Below are 17,029 nucleotides of genomic sequence, written 5' to 3'. Positions count from 1 at the left end.
CGGGCCACGCACTGGCCGGAGATTACGCCGGAAGTTGCCCGAATCGGCCTTGAAGATTTTTCTGGATTGCATACAAATTGCTTGCGCTGGTGTTAATGGTCGCATAGGCAACAGGTATAGATATCAGAGCTTTGGAGGAATCAGTGACAAAGAAACGCGCAGCAGGTGAACTCGCCGCCGCCGCATTGGCCGGACTCGGCGTGACCGAAGTCTTTGCCTTGCACGGTAGTCATCTCGATCCCTTGTTCATGGCTTGCGATGAATTCGGAATTCGCCTGACCGATACACGCCACGAAGCGGCAGCCGGCCACGCAGCAGACGGGTATGCTCGCGCCTCCAACGGCAAGCTGGGCGTATGCGCCGTGACTGCGGGGCCCGGCTTCACGAACGCCCTGACGGCAATGGCCAATGCCTATCTGGACCGAATCCCGACACTGTTCATCGCTGGCGCCGCACCGGCCCGCGAAGCTGAAATCAACACGCTGCAAGGCGGGTTCGACGCAGTCGCAATGGCCAAGCCCGTCACCAAGTGGGCGCAAAGGGTCACTGATCCCGGCCGCATTGTCGAATTCATCCGGCGCGCTGGCGAGATCGCACTGATGGGCGCACCCGGGCCCGTTTTCCTGGAAATTCCGATCGACGTGATGTTCTGGCCCACGGACGAAACCCCGCCAGACACGACCAAGTGGGCGCGCCCGATTCGGCCTGCGCCAACCCCCGACGCAATTGCGAAAATCATGGAGATGTTCCGCAACGCGAAACGCCCCGTGATCATTGCAGGCGGCGGCGCGATGCTCACAGATGCCGGCGATCGCCTGCGCCAGCTTGCCGAGAAGACCGGCGTTCCGGTCATTGCGAGCCAGAAGGCGCTGGGTGTCCTTCCTGACGATCACCCCTATTACGCCGGGGCAGCAGCAGCACTCGCCAAAGCGGCCGGGTCCGGCTCGCCCGCCGATGCCGTATTGCTGGTCGGTGCGCGCATGGGCATGTTCCTGGGGGGCGCCATGGGGGCAGTCATCCCGCCGGAGGCCTATGTCGCCCAGATCGAGATCAACCCCGAGGAGATTGGCAGGGTTCGCATGGCCGACCTGCCGATCGTCGCCGATGTCGGCGAAACGCTCGACGCGCTGCTGATCGCCGCGAAGAAAACGGACCTGCCGAATTATGATGGCTGGGCCGAGAAACTGCGCAGCTATCGCTCGTCCGCAAGAGACGCCTTTGCCGATGCCCCCAAGAACTCCGGCCCCGGCCGGATTCACCCCGGGCACGCGGTCGCGGCCATCATGGACGCCTTGCCACCAGGCACCGCCGTCGTCGCGGATGGCGGGGAAGCCGGCAACTGGGTTGGCGATCTCGTCCGGTCGCCCGGCGCGGGGCAACATCTCCGGTGCGGATACCTTGGATCGCTCGGGATTTCCCCCGGCTTTGCGATCGGCGCGGCGCGAGCAAGACCCGAGCGGCCGGTCGTCTGCTTTGCCGGTGACGGCGGGGCAGGGTTTCATATCCAGGAATTTGACACGATGGTGCGTCACGGATTGCCGATCGTGACGGTCGTCCTGAACAATGCCGAATGGGGCATGTCGCGCAACGCGCAAAATCTCCTCTATGGCAAGCAGCGCGAGGTCATCGTCGCTCTTGAAGACACCCGGTTTGAAGTCGTGGCGCAGGGCTTCGGCCTGGAGGCCAAGAGGATTGACCGGTACGAGGATCTTGCCGCCGCCGTCGAAGAGGCGTTCGCATCAGGCAAGCCCTATTGCCTCAACGTGATCATCGATCCCGCAGTGATGCACCCGCGGACCAAGATGATGGTCGGCGATGGCGCCAGCGAAGGTGACGTTCCGATACCTTATTACGCGAACATCAAGGCCTGACGGAACAATGGAGTCCGGCCCTCCCGGAGCGGAGCGGGCCGGACTCTCGCCGGGGCCTGTCCAGGGCGGCAACGCCCACCCTGCCCCTCACCCTGGTGGCAGGCATGAGGGACAGGGGATTGGCCAAGTGAATATCAACTGCTGGGGATCGTAAACAATGCCAAGGCTCAGTTTGGTCAGTCGCGCCGACATCGACGACCCCGTTGCCCAGTTCATTTACGACAAGAAATTCCGGGGCCGGGATCCTGCAACGGAGCCCGGGCAAACGGCGTCAGGCGCGCCCGGCAATTACGAGGCGGTCTTCGCGCATTCCCCGGATGTCCTGGAGCATGCGCTGCAAGGGTTTTACCTCAAGCAGACCAAGAAGCGCAAAGTGCCGCTGAAATACCTGGAACTCGCAATCAGCCGCGTCGGATGGGACTGTTCGTGCCGGTGGATGTATTCCGAGCACAGCAAGATCCTGCGCGGGCTGGGCTATTCGGAAGACGCACTCGCGGCCATCAGCTGCTGGCAGACCAGCGACGCATTCGACGCCGCTGAACGCGTCGTGCTCGCCTATGCAGACTGCATCGCGTTCGACCACGGCCGCACGCCGGATCCGCTGTTCGACCAGCTCCAGGCGCACTTCGACGAGGAACAGATCGTCGAACTCACCTACATCACGTCAATGTTCATGATGAATGCCGGCATGATCCGGGCGCTTCGTCTGGAGCATGACGATTACGACGAGCGGGTACGCGAAATGCCATCCCCGCCGGAATACCGATTCGTCGATGCGGAGCCGGAACCCCTGCCACGGAGACCCAAAGCGCCATGACGAACATTCGCGCCGCCTATCCCTATTACGTTGTCTTCTGCCTGATGGTGGCCAGCGCGTTCTCCTTTCTTGACCGGCTTGCGCTCAGCATGATGATCGAGCCGATAAAGGCCGAGCTCTCGCTCTCCGATACGCAGGTGAGCATCCTGGCCGGTGCGGCCTTTGCAGTCTTCTACGTTGGCTTTGCCCTGGTCTTTGGCCGCTGGGTGGATACGCACGGACGGCGCAATGCGATCGTGTTCGGGATCTCGGTCTGGAGCCTGGCAACCGCCGCGTGCGGCCTGGCCAGCAGTTTCCTGCACCTGTTCGTGGCCCGCTCCCTGATCGGAGTCGGGGAGGCAAGCCTGAACCCTTCTGCGTACTCAATGATTGCAGACTACTTCAAGACCACGCGCAGGAGTGTCGCAACAGCCATCTTCGCGTGCGGCGCGACCGTCGGCGGGGGATTGGCAATCATGATGGGCGGCCAGTTGATCTCTTGGGCCAATACGGCCGATCCGTCACTCCCCTTCCTGCCTGACCTCTCGGCCTGGCAATTCGTGTTCATCATCATCGGCCTGCCCGGCCTGCTCGTTGCCCTGCTGATCGCGCTCACTGTGCGCGAGCCCGCCCGCCAGCTGGTCGTCGGCGAAACGACCGATATCCCGGGACTCCGCGACGCCCGGATCTATCTGGCGAAAAATGCCCGGAGCCTCGGACCGCTGTTTGCGGCCTTCTCCTGCAATGCCATTATCGGCTACTCCTTCATGGTGTGGGGACCGGTGCACTTCATGCGCATGCACCAGCTCGACGCGGGTGATGTCGGCCTGCTGCTCGGAATCGGGTTTGGCGTGGGCGGGACGATCGGCCTGCTGGCTGGTGGCGCCATCGCGGATGCCCTTGTCAGGCGCGGTCGCATCGAAGCGCCCGTCCTCGTTTCGCTTGCCGCCGTGATTGTGGATACGCCCCTGTTCATTGGCGCCTATCTGAGCACGAACCTGACTGTGGCTTCCGTGCTGTTCTGCCTCGGCATGGCGGTGGCCAGCATGACGGGAGGACTCCAGATCTCAATGGTCCAGTCGCTCGCACCCAACCGCCTGCGCGGGATCATGGCAGCGGTCTTCGGAGCCTGTGTGAATCTCGCCGGGTTTGGGATTGCGCCGACGATTACGGCGATGCTGGCTGAGAACCTGTACGGGGGAGAGATGGGCATCGGAAAAGCGCTCGCGACCATGACAGTTGTCGCAGGCCTTGGCGCGGTCATCCTGTTCCTGATCGGACTCGCCCCCGGACGCCGCCTGGCGCTTTCCCTGGAGGGCAACACAGCCCCCTCGCCTCAGGCCTGACGTGAACGGGCAATCCGATGGCACATTGATTTCGGCTTTGGACAGGAACTCCCAAGCCGCCCTGCCCCCGGTAATCCAATCTGCTTAATTTGCATGCAATATTCATTATATTCTCATCAATAATTTGAATATTGCGAGCGAATACGGGTTCCAAGAACAAATTATTCTGGTATGTGTATGCAATCGTAAGGATCGCCACGTCGAGGGCGACCGCATCCGGGGAGAAAAAAGTGCGCATTCCAGCAAATTTCAGCACCATGGTATCCAGCTTGGCGCTCGCGTCTGCGATCATGGTCAGTCCAACAGCAATGGCGCAGGACAGCGCCGACGGTAACGGCGCGGATCCGTCCACCGACCGGCAAAGGTCGATGGGCGTCATCGTGGTGACGGCGCAAAAGCGCGAGCAGAAACTGCAGGATGTTCCCGTCTCGATCACCGCCGTCCGGGGGGCGACGCTAGAGGCCCTGCAAATTTCCGATTTGCGCAGCATCCAGAGTTACGTGCCCAACATGGCCGTCCTGAATTCGGGCGTTAACCCGGTGGTCTTCATCCGGGGCTTCGGGTCAGGCCCGAACAATGTCGCGTTTGACCAGGAAGTTTCGGTCTACCTCGACGGCATTTACGGCGGACGCGGCGCGCAGTTCAGCGCGCCCTTCTTCGACCTGGAGCGGATGGAAGTTCTTCGCGGCCCGCAAGGCGCCCTGTTTGGTCGCAACACCGCGGCCGGCGCCATCAGCCTGATCTCGAAACGCCCGACCGACACGTTCGAGGGCCATGTCAGCGCGGGATACGACTTTGAGCGGAATGGCTACAATGCCACCGGCGTTGTCAGCGGCCCCGTGACAGACACGTTGAGCATGCGCCTCGCCGGCAAGATCACACGCCAGGACGGCTACATCAAGAACCTCTACAATGGCGAAGATGATCCGCAACTGCGCGACACGATGGCGCGACTGACCCTGCGTTGGCAGCCGTCGAGCGACGTCGATGTCGTGTTCAAGAACGAGTATGGAGACCACCTCATCGAGGGGGGCGTGACAGTCTCCGGGTCGCTGGACGAAGACGTCTATGACGGAGACTTCGGTGACGAGCGCTATATCTCGGACAACTACGCCGGTGCCGGCCTGGACGAGGAAAGCGGCATCGAGACCTGGAACAGCGCAATCAATGCCGACATCGGCATCGGAGAGCATACGCTGACGCTGATCTCCGGCTACTCGCATTTCGAAACGACGCGGTTTACCGCCTATGATGAAGTTGCACCTGACGGCACCGTTCCGGCAAACGGTGGCAATGCCCGGTTCGGCAACGGTTTCCCCGAGGATTTCGACCAGTGGTCCGTTGAAGCGCGCGTCGCTTCACCGCTCGGGCAGTTCCTCGAGTATATCGTCGGCGTCTACTACGATACATCCGATTACCACCTGCATCAGGATTCGTACTATCGCGATGTATTCACCCTGACCGGCCATCAGTCGACTGACTTCTTCCAGGATAGCAGTTCATGGTCTGCCTATGGACAGGGAACGTTCAATTTTTCGCCCGAGCTGAAACTGATCACGGGGCTTCGCTACTCCCAGACCGACAAGGATGCAGAGTTCTCGCAATACACGGTCTCAGGATCGCCGCTCAATCCGATCGGGCCCGGCACGTCCGGCAGCCTGTCGGAGAATTACCTGGATCCATCGGCGACTGTGCAATACGACATCACACCCGATACCATGGTCTATGCTACCGCCGCGCGCGGCTCAAAGTCCGGTGGTTTCGTATCCAACACCTATAATGTTGCGCCAGACGGCTTCAAGTTCGCACCTGAACGCTCGACCAACTACGAGCTTGGTCTCAAATCGACCTTCGGTGACGGGCTGGCGAGCGTCAATCTCGCGATATTCCGGATGGATTTCGAAGACCTGCAGCAATCTGCGTACGATCCTGACCGCCGCACATTCTTCACGCGCAACGCGGCAGAGGCACGCTCCGAGGGCGTGGAACTCGAAGTCGAGCTGCTGCCGACAGACAATCTCACGCTGAATGCCAATGTGGCCTATCTCGATGCGAAATTCAGGGACTATCCGGGTGCACCCTGCCTGACGGCCGAGACACTGGCTGAATGTGACTCCTCTGACGCAAACAGCCTGGCCGCGCACAATATCGCCGGCACGCCGCTCCTGTTTGCTCCCAAATGGAGCGGCAATATCGGTTTCCACCACCAGATGGACGTCCAGCAGTTCAGGCTGACCACCAGCGCCAACGCCCAGTTCCGGTCCAAGTACTTCGTTGCCGATGGCTACAGCCCGGTCTGGGGCGTACAGGACGGATGGACGAAGATTGACGCCCGTGTCGAACTGGCCACGCAGGATGACCGCTGGAGCGTCGCCCTTGTGGGACGCAACCTCACCGACGAGCACACGCGGGGGGCTTCACTCCGGTTCCCTGGCTCGATCACGGACACAACCCGCACCCTGAACTGGATGGACGAATATCGGTCAGTCTCACTCGTCGGGACCCGCCGCTTCTGATGGAATGCCTTCAAGGATAGATTTCCTCCTTGTGCACTGGATGGGCGCTCGCGTTGGCGCCCATCCCCTTTTTTCGTATTCAATGCCGGCATGTGCGCATCCCAGAATGACCGCTAGACCTCGAAGGATGGAAAATTGACTTCGCACGACCATGATGGCCCCGACATCGACCTGGACGCCCTCGCCAGAAAGTACGTCGAGGAACGGGAAAAGCGCCTGCGGGCCGATGGTGTCGGGCAATACCAGTCCCTCAGCGGCAAGTTCGCGTCCTTCGATACCGATCCCAATGCCCCACCGGATTTCGATCGCGATCCGGTCAGGCGCCAGGCCGACGTCGTGGTCATTGGCGGCGGATATGGCGGCCTGTTGACGGCGGTCCAGCTGCGCAAGCGCGGCGTGAACAATATCGTCATCCTCGAGAAAGGGGCTGATTTCGGCGGCACCTGGTACTGGAACCGCTATCCCGGCATCCGCTGCGACGTCGAATCCTATATCTACATGCCGTTGCTCGAAGAGACCGGTTACATCCCCAGCGAGAAATACGCTCGGGGAGCGGAAATCTACGAACAATGCCGGCTGATCGCTGAAAAGTTCGATCTGTACCGCGACACGCTGTTCCAGACCCTGGCCGAAACACTGGCCTGGCACGAGGACAGGCAGTGCTGGGACGTCGCCACCAATCGCGGCGACACGATCGAGGCGCGGTTCGTCGTGTCCGCCACCGGGCTCTACAGCAGTCCGAAGCTGCCCGGCATTCCCGGCATCGAACAGTTTGAAGGGCCGAGCTTTCACACCAGCCGCTGGAACTATGACTTCACGGGCGGCAATGCCGAAGGCAACCTGACAGGCCTTGCCGGCAAGAAAGTCGGGATCATCGGCACCGGCTCCACCGGGATACAATGCGTCCCTCCCGTCGCCGAATACGCCGAACAGCTGTACCTGTTTCAACGCACGCCCGCCTCGATCGACGTTCGCGGCAACAGGCCGTCGGATGTCGAGTGGTTCAAGTCTCTTCCGCCTGGCTGGCAGCGGGAACGGATGATGAATTTCACCGCCCTGACCTCCGGCGTGGCGCAGGACGAGGACATGGTGAACGACAGCATGACCAACCTGTTCCGGCAGCCCGACGCCACCCCGGGCGGCCGGTTCCAGGACATCAATTCCGAGGAGCGCAACAAGGCGGAAATCCTCCGGATGGAAACGGTTCGGCAGAGAGTCGATTCAATCGTCAAGGACCGGAAAACGGCCGAAGCGCTGAAACCCTATTTCCACTATTTCTGCAAACGGCCGGGGTTCAGCGACAACTACCTGCAGGTTTTCAACCGCCCCAATGTCACGCTTGTCGACACAGCCGGCAAAGGTGTCGAACGGGTGACGCCGCGCGGGCTGGTCGTCGATGGCCAGGAGCATGAACTCGATTGCATCATCTACGCGACCGGGTTCGATTTCATGACGAGCTACGCCCGCGAGTCGGGCCTCACGGTGATCGGGCGGGAAGACACGTCGCTTGAGGCCCACTGGAAACACGGTGCCAGAACCCTGTTCGGCATGCAGACCCGGGGCTTTCCGAACTTCTTTGTCCTGACGCTTGTACAAGCCGGCGTCTCGTTCAACTACCTGCACACCGCCGATGCCCAGTCCATCTACCTGGCAGACCTCATATCCCACTGTCTCGAGAACAATTTCGGCAGCGTTGAACCGACGGCCGAGGCTGAAGACGAGTGGGTGAACCTGTGCCTGGAGCGGTCGGAGGCGAGACTCAAGTTTCTTGCAAACTGCACACCGAGCTACCTGAACTATGAAGGCCAGCAGAGCGAGGAGTTCGCGCTGAATTCGCCCTTTGGCGGCGGCCCCCTGCCCTATTTCGAATATCTCGAAGAGATGTCGCGCGAGGGATTTGCCAGCCGCCTGGAATTCAAGGCATTGGTGGAAAGCTGAGACTCGGTCCTCGGAAACACAATGACACGCGGGGGGCATTTTCGCCGGCCCGCGCGAATGTCCAATTGCAGCGTCAGGCAAGGCCCGTTGGGGCGCGGGCTTCAGGTTCGACCGGCGGATCCGGGCGATGGCGGTGAGACAGGGATTCGAACCCTGGAGACTATTGCTAGCCTACACACTTTCCAGGCGTGCGCCTTCGACCACTCGGCCACCTCACCAACGCTCACGCGAAGCCCAGCCAGATAGCGGAACGTCCGACTGACCGCAAGGTATCGATTGCCGTTTCCCGTCGGCCTCCCCATATTCCCCGGACGCAAAGGAGACCGCCACATGTTGTTCTCGAAAAAACCCGCCACGCTTCCCGATGCCGCCACCGCCCTGCCGGGCCGCGCGACCGAGATTCCGACGGCGGGCGAACACTTCATCTTCCACCGCGCCCTGAAGGCCGCTGCGCCGGCGGGCTACGAGACCGCCGTGTTCGCAATCGGCTGCTTCTGGGGCGCCGAGCGCAAGTTCTGGGAACAGGACGGCGTCTGGATGACGGCGTCCGGCTATGCCGGCGGCATCACCCCCAACCCGACCTATGAAGAAGTCTGCAGCGGCCGGACAGGCCACAGCGAAGCCGTACGCGTCGTGTTCGACCCGGCCCGCGTAACCTATGCCGAACTCGTGAAACTCGCCCTGGAGAGCCATGACCCGACACAGGGCATGCGTCAGGGCAATGATATCGGCACGCAATACCGCTCGGCGATCTACACGACCAGCGACGCCCAGGCAGACACTGCCCGCCAGATGGTTGATGCCTACCAGGCCGAACTCGCCAAGGCGGGCCACCGCGCCGCCATTTCGACCGAGATCGCGCCGCTCAAGACATTCTATTACGCCGAGGACTACCACCAGCAGTACCTGGCCAAGAACCCGGCCGGCTATTGCGGTATTGGCGGCACCGGCGTGTCCTGCCCGATCGGCCTGTCTGTCAGCCAGGGCTGAGGGCGGTCAGGACCCGAAGTTCAGCGAGAATCGCTTGCGGGTCTCGATCAGGGATTGCGCCTTGTACATGGCGTCGGACGCGGTCTGCGCCTTCTGGATCGCGGGGTCGCCGCGCAATGCGTCAACGACCTGCGAAAGGTGGGAAATCGCTTCCTGGACCGCCTGCTGATCGTATTGCTTCGTCGCCCGCGCCAGCAGCGCCCGGCCAAGGTCCATGCGGGCCTGTGACACGAGGGCCGGGTCTGTCGTGTTGTTGACCTCGAAAAGATGGACGCGGCGCAGCGCGATCACGCGGTCGAGCAGGTCGAGATCACCGTTCGTTTCGGCCACATGAACGGCCGACGCGCAGAAATCCGCTTCGAGTTCGTTCTGGATCGCCTGCGAGGCGGTGTCGCTTTCCAGCAGCATCTTGTCGAGGGCGCTGGCGAGCAGTTTCATCTTTTCCGGACGGAAGGCCTGCGGATTGGCCAGAGCAGGCTGCAATTGCTTGGCCAGCAGGTAGGCGGCCACTCGCGGCATCTGCCCCTGGAGCGCATTCCTGCGGCCCGGAAGGGCAATCGTGAAAGCCCGCGCCTCGTCGGGGCGCAGGCCGCCGCCGCGCGACAGGCCGTGAATGACGAAACCGTCGCTGCCCGGACCGGTACGTGTCGCCCAGACCAGCATGTCGGCGTCGGCCGCGGCCAGCCGCTTGCGGGCGCGCGCCAGCGCCTTCGGATCGAGCCCGCCATCAATTGCGCCCGTCTTGCCGAGGCGAAGGGGGGCGCCGAAATTGAATTCCGTGAGGTGTGACTTCAGCGCATCATTCAGCCACCTGCCCAGGCGTGCGGCGCCACGCCCGGTCGGCTGCGCCACGAGCACCCGGTATCCCGGGTCCCGGCTCTTGCGGAAAGCGCGCACGCCGGCCGCATTGTTGAGGCTTGTCAGCAGTTTCCCCGCAGCCGTCACCAGGAGGAAGGCCAGTATGGCGCACAGGACCAGCGCCATCGCAAACCCGAAGTTTGCAAATTCATCGGCGCCAAGCACGTTGGCTTCGACCCAATTCTCAGCTGACCTGAACCAGCCTGTTTCCAGCATGGTATTCGACCTTGTTCCCGTCATGCCGATACGAGCCTTGCAGCGCGCTTGCAACAGGCAATAACTGTTTGCACGGGGCATCCCGCCCGAGGATGGCATGCCGGCAACAGGGGGAGGACAGGCAGGTATGGAGCAATTTATCACCCGGTTTGCGCCGTCTCCGACCGGTCATCTGCACCTTGGGCACGCACTGTCGGCCTTCCATGTCTGGCGCGATGCTGCGCGCGCCGGTGGCGCGGTCCTGCTGCGCCTCGAGGATATCGACCAGACCCGCTGCCGGCCGCAATACGAGGCGTCGATCCTCGCAGACCTCAAATGGCTCGGCCTCGACTGGTCCGGGCCGGTCCGGCGCCAGTCGCAGCATTTCGATGAATATGCCGCCGATCTGGAGGCCCTGAGGCAACGGGGCCTGATCTATCGCTGCTTCAAGACACGGCGCGAGATCGCCGCCGCACTGCCGGCTGGCGCCGATCCGGACGAGGCGGGATTGACCGGCAAGCCGCTGGCACCGGCCGTGGAGGCGTCCCGGCTGGCGCGGGGCCATGCCTTTGCCTGGCGCCTGTCGCTCAGCGCCGCCCGCGCCGAACTCGGCGCCCGGTACGGAACCCTCGCTTATACCGAGCTGACGCCTGCCGGGCCGCGACAGGTCCGGGCCGACCCGAAACCGTTCGGCGATGTCGTGCTGGCCCGCAAGGACACGCCGGCGAGCTACCACCTGGCCTGCTGCCACGACGATGCGCTGCAGGGTGTGACCCATGTCACCCGCGGCGAAGACATTCGCACCATGACCAGCGTGCATGTCCTGCTGCAGGCCCTGATGGACTGGCCCGTGCCGGTCTACCGCTTCCACCCGCTGCTGGTCGGGCCGGACGGCAAGAAACTGTCCAAACGGGCCGGCGACAAGGGGCTTCTCGCCTGGCGTGCGGACGGCAAGACTCCAGCCGACATTCGCGCCATGACGGGGTTTGAATAAGGCCCGCGCTCGCTCCTTCTGGCGCGGATCGCGCGAAATGTGACCGCCTGAATCGAAACTGCCACAAAACGGGGCTATCAAGGCCTTTCATCGAATCGACCGGGAACCTCCTCCATGCGTACTGCCATCGCCGCCCTCATGACGGGCCTCGCCCTTGCCACCACCGCCTGCACGATAGCACCCGCCCCTGCGGCGCCCGCCACACCGGAGGTTGCAGGTACCAGCGCAGCCGTGCCGGCACCGCTTCGCCTCGGACAGGTGCCCAGCCAGGCGGGCGATGCCTCCTATGACTCGGCTGCCGCCGCCGTACAGGCGCGTATCGACGAGCGCGGCGTAAAACCTGCGAAGAACGTGATCCTGTTTGTCGGTGACGGCATGAGCATACCAACCGTCACGGCGGCGCGCATCTATGCCGGCCAGAAGCGCGGCCTCGACGGCGAATCCTACAGCCTGACCATGGATACACTGCCGCACGTGGCACTGTCGAAAACCTACAGCAATGATTTCCAGGTCTCCGATTCTGCATCGACGGCCGTTGCCATGGTGACAGGTGCCAAGGTCAACTCACGGACGCTGGGCGTGCTCAAGGGGGCGCATTTCGGCAACTGCGCCAGCGTCCAGGGCAATGAGGCGGAGTCGATTTTCGTGCTGGCCGAGCGGGAAGGCCTCGCCACGGGCCTCGTCTCGACGGCCCGGCTGACCCACGCGACGCCTGCGGCAACCTATTCGCATTCGCCAAGCCGTTACTGGGAAGCGGATTCCGATCTCAAGGGCGGTGATACCGGTGACTGCCAGGATATCGCCCGCCAGCTGGTCGAATGGTCTGAAGGTGATGGATTTGAAGTGGCGATGGCCGGGGGGCGCGAGAAATTCCTGACGGCCGACGAGGCCGACCCGGAAGATGAAAGCCGCACCGGCAACCGCACGGATGGCCGCGACCTGACCGCTGAATGGGTCGCCAAGGGCCCGGACCACACCTACATTACGGATCAGGCTGGCTTTGACGCCACCGATTTCGCATCGGATGTGAAAGTGCTTGGCCTGTTCGAGCCCTCGCACATGCAGTTTGAATTGGATCGCGCCAGAGACGTCGCAGGCGAACCATCGCTCGTCGCCCTGACCCGGGCCGCCATCACGCGACTGTCGCAGGACCCTGACGGCTTCGTCCTGATGGTCGAAGGCGGCCGGATCGACCATGCCCACCACGACGTCAACGCCGCCCGCGCCCTCGACGAGACTGACACATTCGACCAGGCCATCAAGGCGGCGCTGGACATGACCAGCAATGACGACACGCTGATCATCGTTACAGCCGATCATGCCCACACGATGACGATTTCCGGTTATCCGATGCGCGGCAACCCGATCCTCGGCAAGGTGAATACCGGCATCGAAGACGGCGAAATGAAGGGCACCGACGGCAAGCCTTACACGACACTGTCCTATGCCAATGGTCAGACCGGATGCCATCTCGAAGACGGCGAACCGAACTGCACACGCAAGGACCTGTCGGATGTCGACACCACCGACAAGGATTTCCTCCAGCCCTCGCTCGTGCCGACGCATTCGGAAACCCATGGCGGAGATGATGTTGCCATCTTTGCCACCGGCCCCGGATCGGACCTTGTCTCCGGCGTCATGGAGCAGAACGAGATCTTCCATGTCATGGGCCGCGCCAGTGGCCTCGTCGCTGCGGAGTGAGGGAGCTTACGTTGCGGCCGGGCTGTTCAAGGGCCGGCCTCTGCGCAATGGTGGGGGCTGAGACCGGTCCGCCGATGAACGAGCGTCCGGCCAGCTGGAGGAAACACCCATGAAAGCCGCAGTCATGCGTGCGCCCAATGCGCCGCTTTCCATCGAAGACGTTACGATATCCAAGCCCGGCCCGCGCGAAGTGCTGGTCCGCCTCAAGGCCGTCGGCGTCTGTCATTCCGACGTGCACTTCTGGGACGGCAACTTCCCGTCCGAGCTGCCGGTCATTCTCGGCCACGAGAGCGCCGGCATCGTCGAACAGGTCGGCTCCATGGTGTCGGCGGTGAAACCCGGCGACCATGTCATCTCCATCCTGTCGCCATTCTGCGGCACCTGCGAGTATTGCGTGACCGGGCACATGTCGGTTTGCCACACGGTCAATGGCGAGCAGTTCAAGCGCAAGCCCGACGAGGCGCCGCGCCTGTCGATCGGCAAGGAGAAGGTCGGCCAGTTCCTCAACCTCTCCTCCTTCGCCGAACAGATCCTCGTGCACGAGAACGCCCTCTGCGTGATCGACAAGGACATGCCGATGGACCGCGCCTGCCTGATCGGTTGCGGTGTCATCACCGGCGTCGGTTCGGTGTTCCATGCGGCCCAGGTCGAGCCCGGTTCGACCGTCGCCGTGGTCGGCTGCGGCGGCGTCGGCCTGGCAGCGATCAATGGCGCGGCGATCGCCGGGGCGAGCCGTATCATCGCGGTCGACCTGTCCGACGAGAAGCTGCAGCTTGCCGTCCGTTTCGGCGCGACTGACGTGGTCAATCCCGGCAAGGTCAACGCGGTCGAGGCCGTCAAGGAAATGACCCAGGGCGGCGTGCACTATTCCTTCGAATGCGTCGGCCTCAAGCAGACAGCCGAGCAGGCCTATCACATGCTGCGCCCGCGCGGCGTGGCCACCGTGGTCGGCATGATCTCGCCGGGCGTGAACATCGAGATTCCGGGCATCGAATTGCTGGTCACCGAAAAGCGCCTGCAGGGCGCGGTGATGGGATCGAACCGGTTCCGCGTCGATTTCCCGCGCCTCATCACGCTCTACAGGCAGGGCAAGCTGCACCTCGACGACCTGATTTCCGACAGGATCGGCCTCGACGGCATCACCGGCGCGCTGCAAAACCTGAAGGACAACAAGGGCACCGTGGCCCGGCAGGTGGTGGTGTTCGATTAGGGCTACCTACCCGACTCAACAAGCATCCTGCCAAACCTGACTGGGTGATACTGACTGGCCTTCTTTTGGTAATGGTTGTCCTGTGGTGCCCCCTGATGTTATCGCTTGAGTGCATCCAATCGGAGGACGTATTTTGCTAACCAGATTTTTCGGTTGGGCATTGGCTCTTTTTGTTATCGCTGCGACCCCTGCACACGCACAAGAGCCCCTCGATGGAAAAGCCATCAGCAGCATATTGAAAAGCAAGTGCCTTGACGGAGACGTCTGGGGGTGCCGCGAACTCGGCCGTGCATCCCTATTGGGCAAGATAACGATCGGCGAACAGAGTTACGTAATCAACAAGAGCCCGATCAGTGCGCTGGTCGCCTTAAAAAAGGGGTGCGAATTGCAAGACGGTGAATCCTGCTTCCTCGCAGGGACAGGGATGGAGCTGGGAGATATTCCGTCCCAAAGTATTGCTGAAACGGTGAGCTACTACCAAAAAGGGTGCGACCTTGATGATGCACGCTCCTGCACTGAGATGGGTTACGCTACAAGTAAAGGCAACGGAGTGGGGAAAAGCATTTATCGCAGTATCATGTTGTACGAAAAGGCATGCAATCTAGGCGATCACACGACATGCAGCTATGTCGCTGCCGAGTACAAGGTGGGAGAACATGTTACAAAGAGTTTCAAAAAAGCATATGCGCTGAGCGAAATTGGCTGCGCTGGCGGTGACAAGGAGGCTTGTGCTGACCTTGAAGGCGGTCTCGTCACGAAGGAACATGAGAAACGATGTTCCAACGGACAAATGGATAGCTGCGCGAAGCTCGGGAAAATCTATGGCCAGCATTATGACGACAAAGCTAAAGCACAACCGTATATCTTGAAGGCATGCAACGCGAACAATGGTGAAGCCTGCACAAGCCTAGCCAACAATTACAATTACGGCCTTGGCGTTGCCGTTGACAGAGACCGCGCAATTTCGCTGTACGATAAGGGCTGTCGCGCAGGCTACGCACCGGGCTGTTACAATGCCGGTGTTATGTATGAAAAAGGCAGGGGCGTTCCTCAGAACACACCCTTGGGAGAAACCTATTACGCAAAGGCGTGCTCCCTTGGCGTCACTAAATATTGCGGGCGCTGAGAACCCGCATCCGGAGACTTCAGGCGCTCAGGTAAGACAACCAGAGTTTTTGTGGGAGATCGGTCAGAACTTTCCGACGATTCCAGCGCCGCCTCAACCCGCCCTACGGGCTTGACGCCTAATCCCGCAGCAATTCATTCACGCCGGTTTTCGAGCGCGTCGCCGGAACGGTGGCGCAGCGTGACGGCATGTTAACGGTGAGCTGCCAGAATCCGGGAACGAACCGGCCAGCGGACCATTAGCAAACCATGAGCGATGTACCTCAAATCCTGATCGTCGAAGACGAAATCCTGATCGCGATGGATCTTGAGGACATGGTTGCCGAAATGGGCGGCGAGGCCATCGCGTCCGCACACACCGTTCAGGCGGCGCTGAAACTTGCCGAATCGATCGACGCCGATGCGGCGATCCTGGACGTGGATGTTGGCGGCCAGCTCGTTTTCCCGGTGGCCGACATGCTGGCGGCGCGGGGCATACCGTTCCTGTTCAACACCGGCCATGCCGCCGAGGACCTGCTGCGCGCCAGGTATGAATCCGCCCCGATCTGCCGCAAGCCGACCCTGCCCCACCAGCTGAAACTGGCCCTGAAGCAATTGCTCGCGGCCCGAAGCCCGCAGTCCGGCGTCGCGCCAGCCTAATCGCGCAACAGGTCGTTGACCGCGGTCTTCGCGCGCGTCTGGGCGTCCACCGTCTTCACGATCACGGCGCAGGCCAGGCTCGGCCCGCCATTCTTGTCCGGCAGCGTGCCCGGCACGACAACGGAATAGGGCGGCACCCTGCCATACGTGATCTCGCCGGTCTGGCGGTTCACGATCTTGGAGGACGCGGTAATGAACACGCCCATGGCAATCACCGAGCCCTCGCCGACGATCACGCCCTCGACCACTTCCGAGCGCGCACCGATAAAGCAATTGTCCTCGATGATCGTCGGGTTGGCCTGCAACGGCTCCAGAACGCCGCCAATGCCGGTACCGGCCGAGATGTGGCAATTCGCGCCAACCTGCGCGCACGAGCCGACAGAGGCCCACGTGTCGATCATCGTGCCTTCGCCGACATAGGCACCGATATTCACATAGGACGGCATCAGCACGGCATTCTTCGCGATGAAGGCGCCCCGGCGCACCGCGCAGGGCGGCACGGCGCGGAAACCGGCTTCGCGGAATTCTGCCTCGCCCCAGCCTTCGAATTTCGAGGGCACCTTGTCCCACCAGGCACCGCCCCCCGGCACGCCGGCAATCATGCCATTGGCGTTCAGGCGGAACGACAGGAGCACGGCCTTCTTCAGCCACTGGTGCACGGTCCAGCTGCCATCGGCTTCCTTGCTGGCGACGCGCGCTTCGCCCCGGTCAAGCAGGTCGAGTGCGGCATCGACAACTTCGCGCACTTCACCGACCGAGTCGGTCGAGAGCGTGTCGCGGCGCTCCCAGGCGTGGTCGATCACGTCGGCGAGGGCATGGGTCATTCGGGAAGTCTCCGGTCGGAATAAGG

At 62.1% G+C, this 17,029-nt stretch carries 13 protein-coding genes and 1 tRNA gene; 11 read left to right on the top strand and 3 right to left on the bottom strand.

All coding sequences use genetic code 11. The features are described 5' to 3' along the window. Positions 1-143 precede the first annotated feature (143 nt). The 5 genes from HJO_RS08815 to HJO_RS08795 all read left to right on the top strand — a co-directional run bounded on the left by HJO_RS08815 (position 144) and on the right by HJO_RS08795 (position 8,467). Positions 144-1,871: a thiamine pyrophosphate-binding protein gene (locus tag HJO_RS08815; RefSeq protein WP_035616717.1), complete on the top strand. Its 1,728-nt coding sequence runs from the start codon at positions 144-146 to the stop codon at positions 1,869-1,871. 157 nt (positions 1,872-2,028) lie between these two features. Continuing rightward, positions 2,029-2,688: a carboxymuconolactone decarboxylase family protein gene (locus HJO_RS08810; protein WP_156945523.1), complete on the top strand. Its 660-nt coding sequence runs from the start codon at positions 2,029-2,031 to the stop codon at positions 2,686-2,688. Continuing rightward, positions 2,685-4,013, top strand: a complete 1,329-nt coding sequence (locus tag HJO_RS08805; RefSeq protein WP_035616274.1) for an MFS transporter — start codon at positions 2,685-2,687, stop codon at positions 4,011-4,013. The genes HJO_RS08810 and HJO_RS08805 overlap by 4 nt, the downstream gene beginning before the upstream one ends. Before the next feature lie 230 nt (positions 4,014-4,243). Next, complete coding sequence (locus HJO_RS08800; protein ID WP_162173807.1) at positions 4,244-6,529, top strand: TonB-dependent receptor; 2,286 nt, start codon at positions 4,244-4,246, stop codon at positions 6,527-6,529. A gap of 135 nt (positions 6,530-6,664) precedes the next feature. After that, positions 6,665-8,467 carry a flavin-containing monooxygenase gene (locus tag HJO_RS08795; RefSeq protein WP_051618439.1) on the top strand — a complete coding sequence of 601 codons (1,803 nt, stop codon included), beginning with the start codon at positions 6,665-6,667 and terminating at the stop codon, positions 8,465-8,467. A gap of 128 nt (positions 8,468-8,595) precedes the next feature. Here HJO_RS08795 and HJO_RS08790 read toward each other — a convergent pair. Next, a tRNA-Ser gene (locus tag HJO_RS08790) sits at positions 8,596-8,685 on the bottom strand. Between the two features lie 112 nt (positions 8,686-8,797). On the opposite strand from HJO_RS08790, the gene msrA reads away from it, so the two are divergent. Beyond that, positions 8,798-9,457, top strand: a complete 660-nt coding sequence (gene msrA / locus HJO_RS08785) for a peptide-methionine (S)-S-oxide reductase MsrA (RefSeq protein ID WP_035616270.1) — start codon at positions 8,798-8,800, stop codon at positions 9,455-9,457. A 6-nt stretch (positions 9,458-9,463) separates the two neighbouring features. Here the strand turns inward: msrA and HJO_RS08780 are convergent, their stop codons facing one another. After that, on the bottom strand, positions 9,464-10,555 hold the full coding sequence (locus tag HJO_RS08780; RefSeq protein ID WP_035616268.1) for a hypothetical protein: 1,092 nt from the start codon (positions 10,553-10,555) through the stop codon (positions 9,464-9,466). A 103-nt stretch (positions 10,556-10,658) separates the two neighbouring features. Between HJO_RS08780 and gluQRS the strand changes: the two genes are divergently transcribed. From gluQRS to HJO_RS08755, 5 genes are all read left to right on the top strand, one after another. Continuing rightward, positions 10,659-11,504, top strand: coding sequence for a tRNA glutamyl-Q(34) synthetase GluQRS (gluQRS, locus tag HJO_RS08775; RefSeq protein ID WP_035616267.1), 846 nt, complete (start codon positions 10,659-10,661; stop codon positions 11,502-11,504). 114 nt (positions 11,505-11,618) lie between these two features. Next, on the top strand, positions 11,619-13,205 hold the full coding sequence (locus tag HJO_RS08770; protein ID WP_035616266.1) for an alkaline phosphatase: 1,587 nt from the start codon (positions 11,619-11,621) through the stop codon (positions 13,203-13,205). A 109-nt stretch (positions 13,206-13,314) separates the two neighbouring features. Next, entirely contained in the window at positions 13,315-14,415 is a 1,101-nt protein-coding gene (locus HJO_RS08765; protein ID WP_035616264.1) for a Zn-dependent alcohol dehydrogenase, read from the top strand. A gap of 133 nt (positions 14,416-14,548) precedes the next feature. Then, on the top strand, positions 14,549-15,541 hold the full coding sequence (locus HJO_RS08760) for a tetratricopeptide repeat protein (protein ID WP_156945521.1): 993 nt from the start codon (positions 14,549-14,551) through the stop codon (positions 15,539-15,541). 248 nt (positions 15,542-15,789) lie between these two features. Next, positions 15,790-16,179 (top strand): response regulator, encoded by a 390-nt coding sequence (locus HJO_RS08755; protein WP_084141841.1) that lies wholly within the window; start codon positions 15,790-15,792, stop codon positions 16,177-16,179. On the opposite strand, the gene dapD is transcribed toward HJO_RS08755, so the two are convergent. Then, the gene (dapD, locus tag HJO_RS08750) at positions 16,176-17,003 is read right to left on the bottom strand and encodes a 2,3,4,5-tetrahydropyridine-2,6-dicarboxylate N-succinyltransferase (RefSeq protein WP_035616261.1); all 828 of its coding nucleotides are present in this window, start codon (positions 17,001-17,003) and stop codon (positions 16,176-16,178) included. The two genes, HJO_RS08755 and dapD, sit on opposite strands and share 4 nt — an antisense overlap. Between the last annotated feature and the right edge of the window lie 26 nt (positions 17,004-17,029).

Source organism: Hyphomonas johnsonii MHS-2, from assembly GCF_000685275.1.
In the GTDB taxonomy this organism is placed as follows: Bacteria; Pseudomonadota; Alphaproteobacteria; order Caulobacterales; family Hyphomonadaceae; genus Hyphomonas; species Hyphomonas johnsonii.
This window is presented reverse-complemented; position numbering and strand designations above follow the sequence as displayed.

Bases quoted from the DNA above. Each gene is read 5' to 3' on its own strand.
- HJO_RS08810 (WP_156945523.1), top strand. From the start codon at position 2,029: ATGCCAAGGCTCAGTTTGGTCAGTCGCGCCGACATCGACGACCCCGTT.
- HJO_RS08805 (WP_035616274.1), top strand. From the start codon at position 2,685: ATGACGAACATTCGCGCCGCCTATCCCTATTACGTTGTCTTCTGCCTG.
- msrA (WP_035616270.1), top strand. From the start codon at position 8,798: ATGTTGTTCTCGAAAAAACCCGCCACGCTTCCCGATGCCGCCACCGCC.
- HJO_RS08780 (WP_035616268.1), bottom strand. From the start codon at position 10,555: ATGACGGGAACAAGGTCGAATACCATGCTGGAAACAGGCTGGTTCAGG.
- gluQRS (WP_035616267.1), top strand. From the start codon at position 10,659: ATGGAGCAATTTATCACCCGGTTTGCGCCGTCTCCGACCGGTCATCTG.
- HJO_RS08770 (WP_035616266.1), top strand. From the start codon at position 11,619: ATGCGTACTGCCATCGCCGCCCTCATGACGGGCCTCGCCCTTGCCACC.
- HJO_RS08765 (WP_035616264.1), top strand. From the start codon at position 13,315: ATGAAAGCCGCAGTCATGCGTGCGCCCAATGCGCCGCTTTCCATCGAA.
- HJO_RS08755 (WP_084141841.1), top strand. From the start codon at position 15,790: ATGAGCGATGTACCTCAAATCCTGATCGTCGAAGACGAAATCCTGATC.
- dapD (WP_035616261.1), bottom strand. From the start codon at position 17,003: ATGACCCATGCCCTCGCCGACGTGATCGACCACGCCTGGGAGCGCCGC.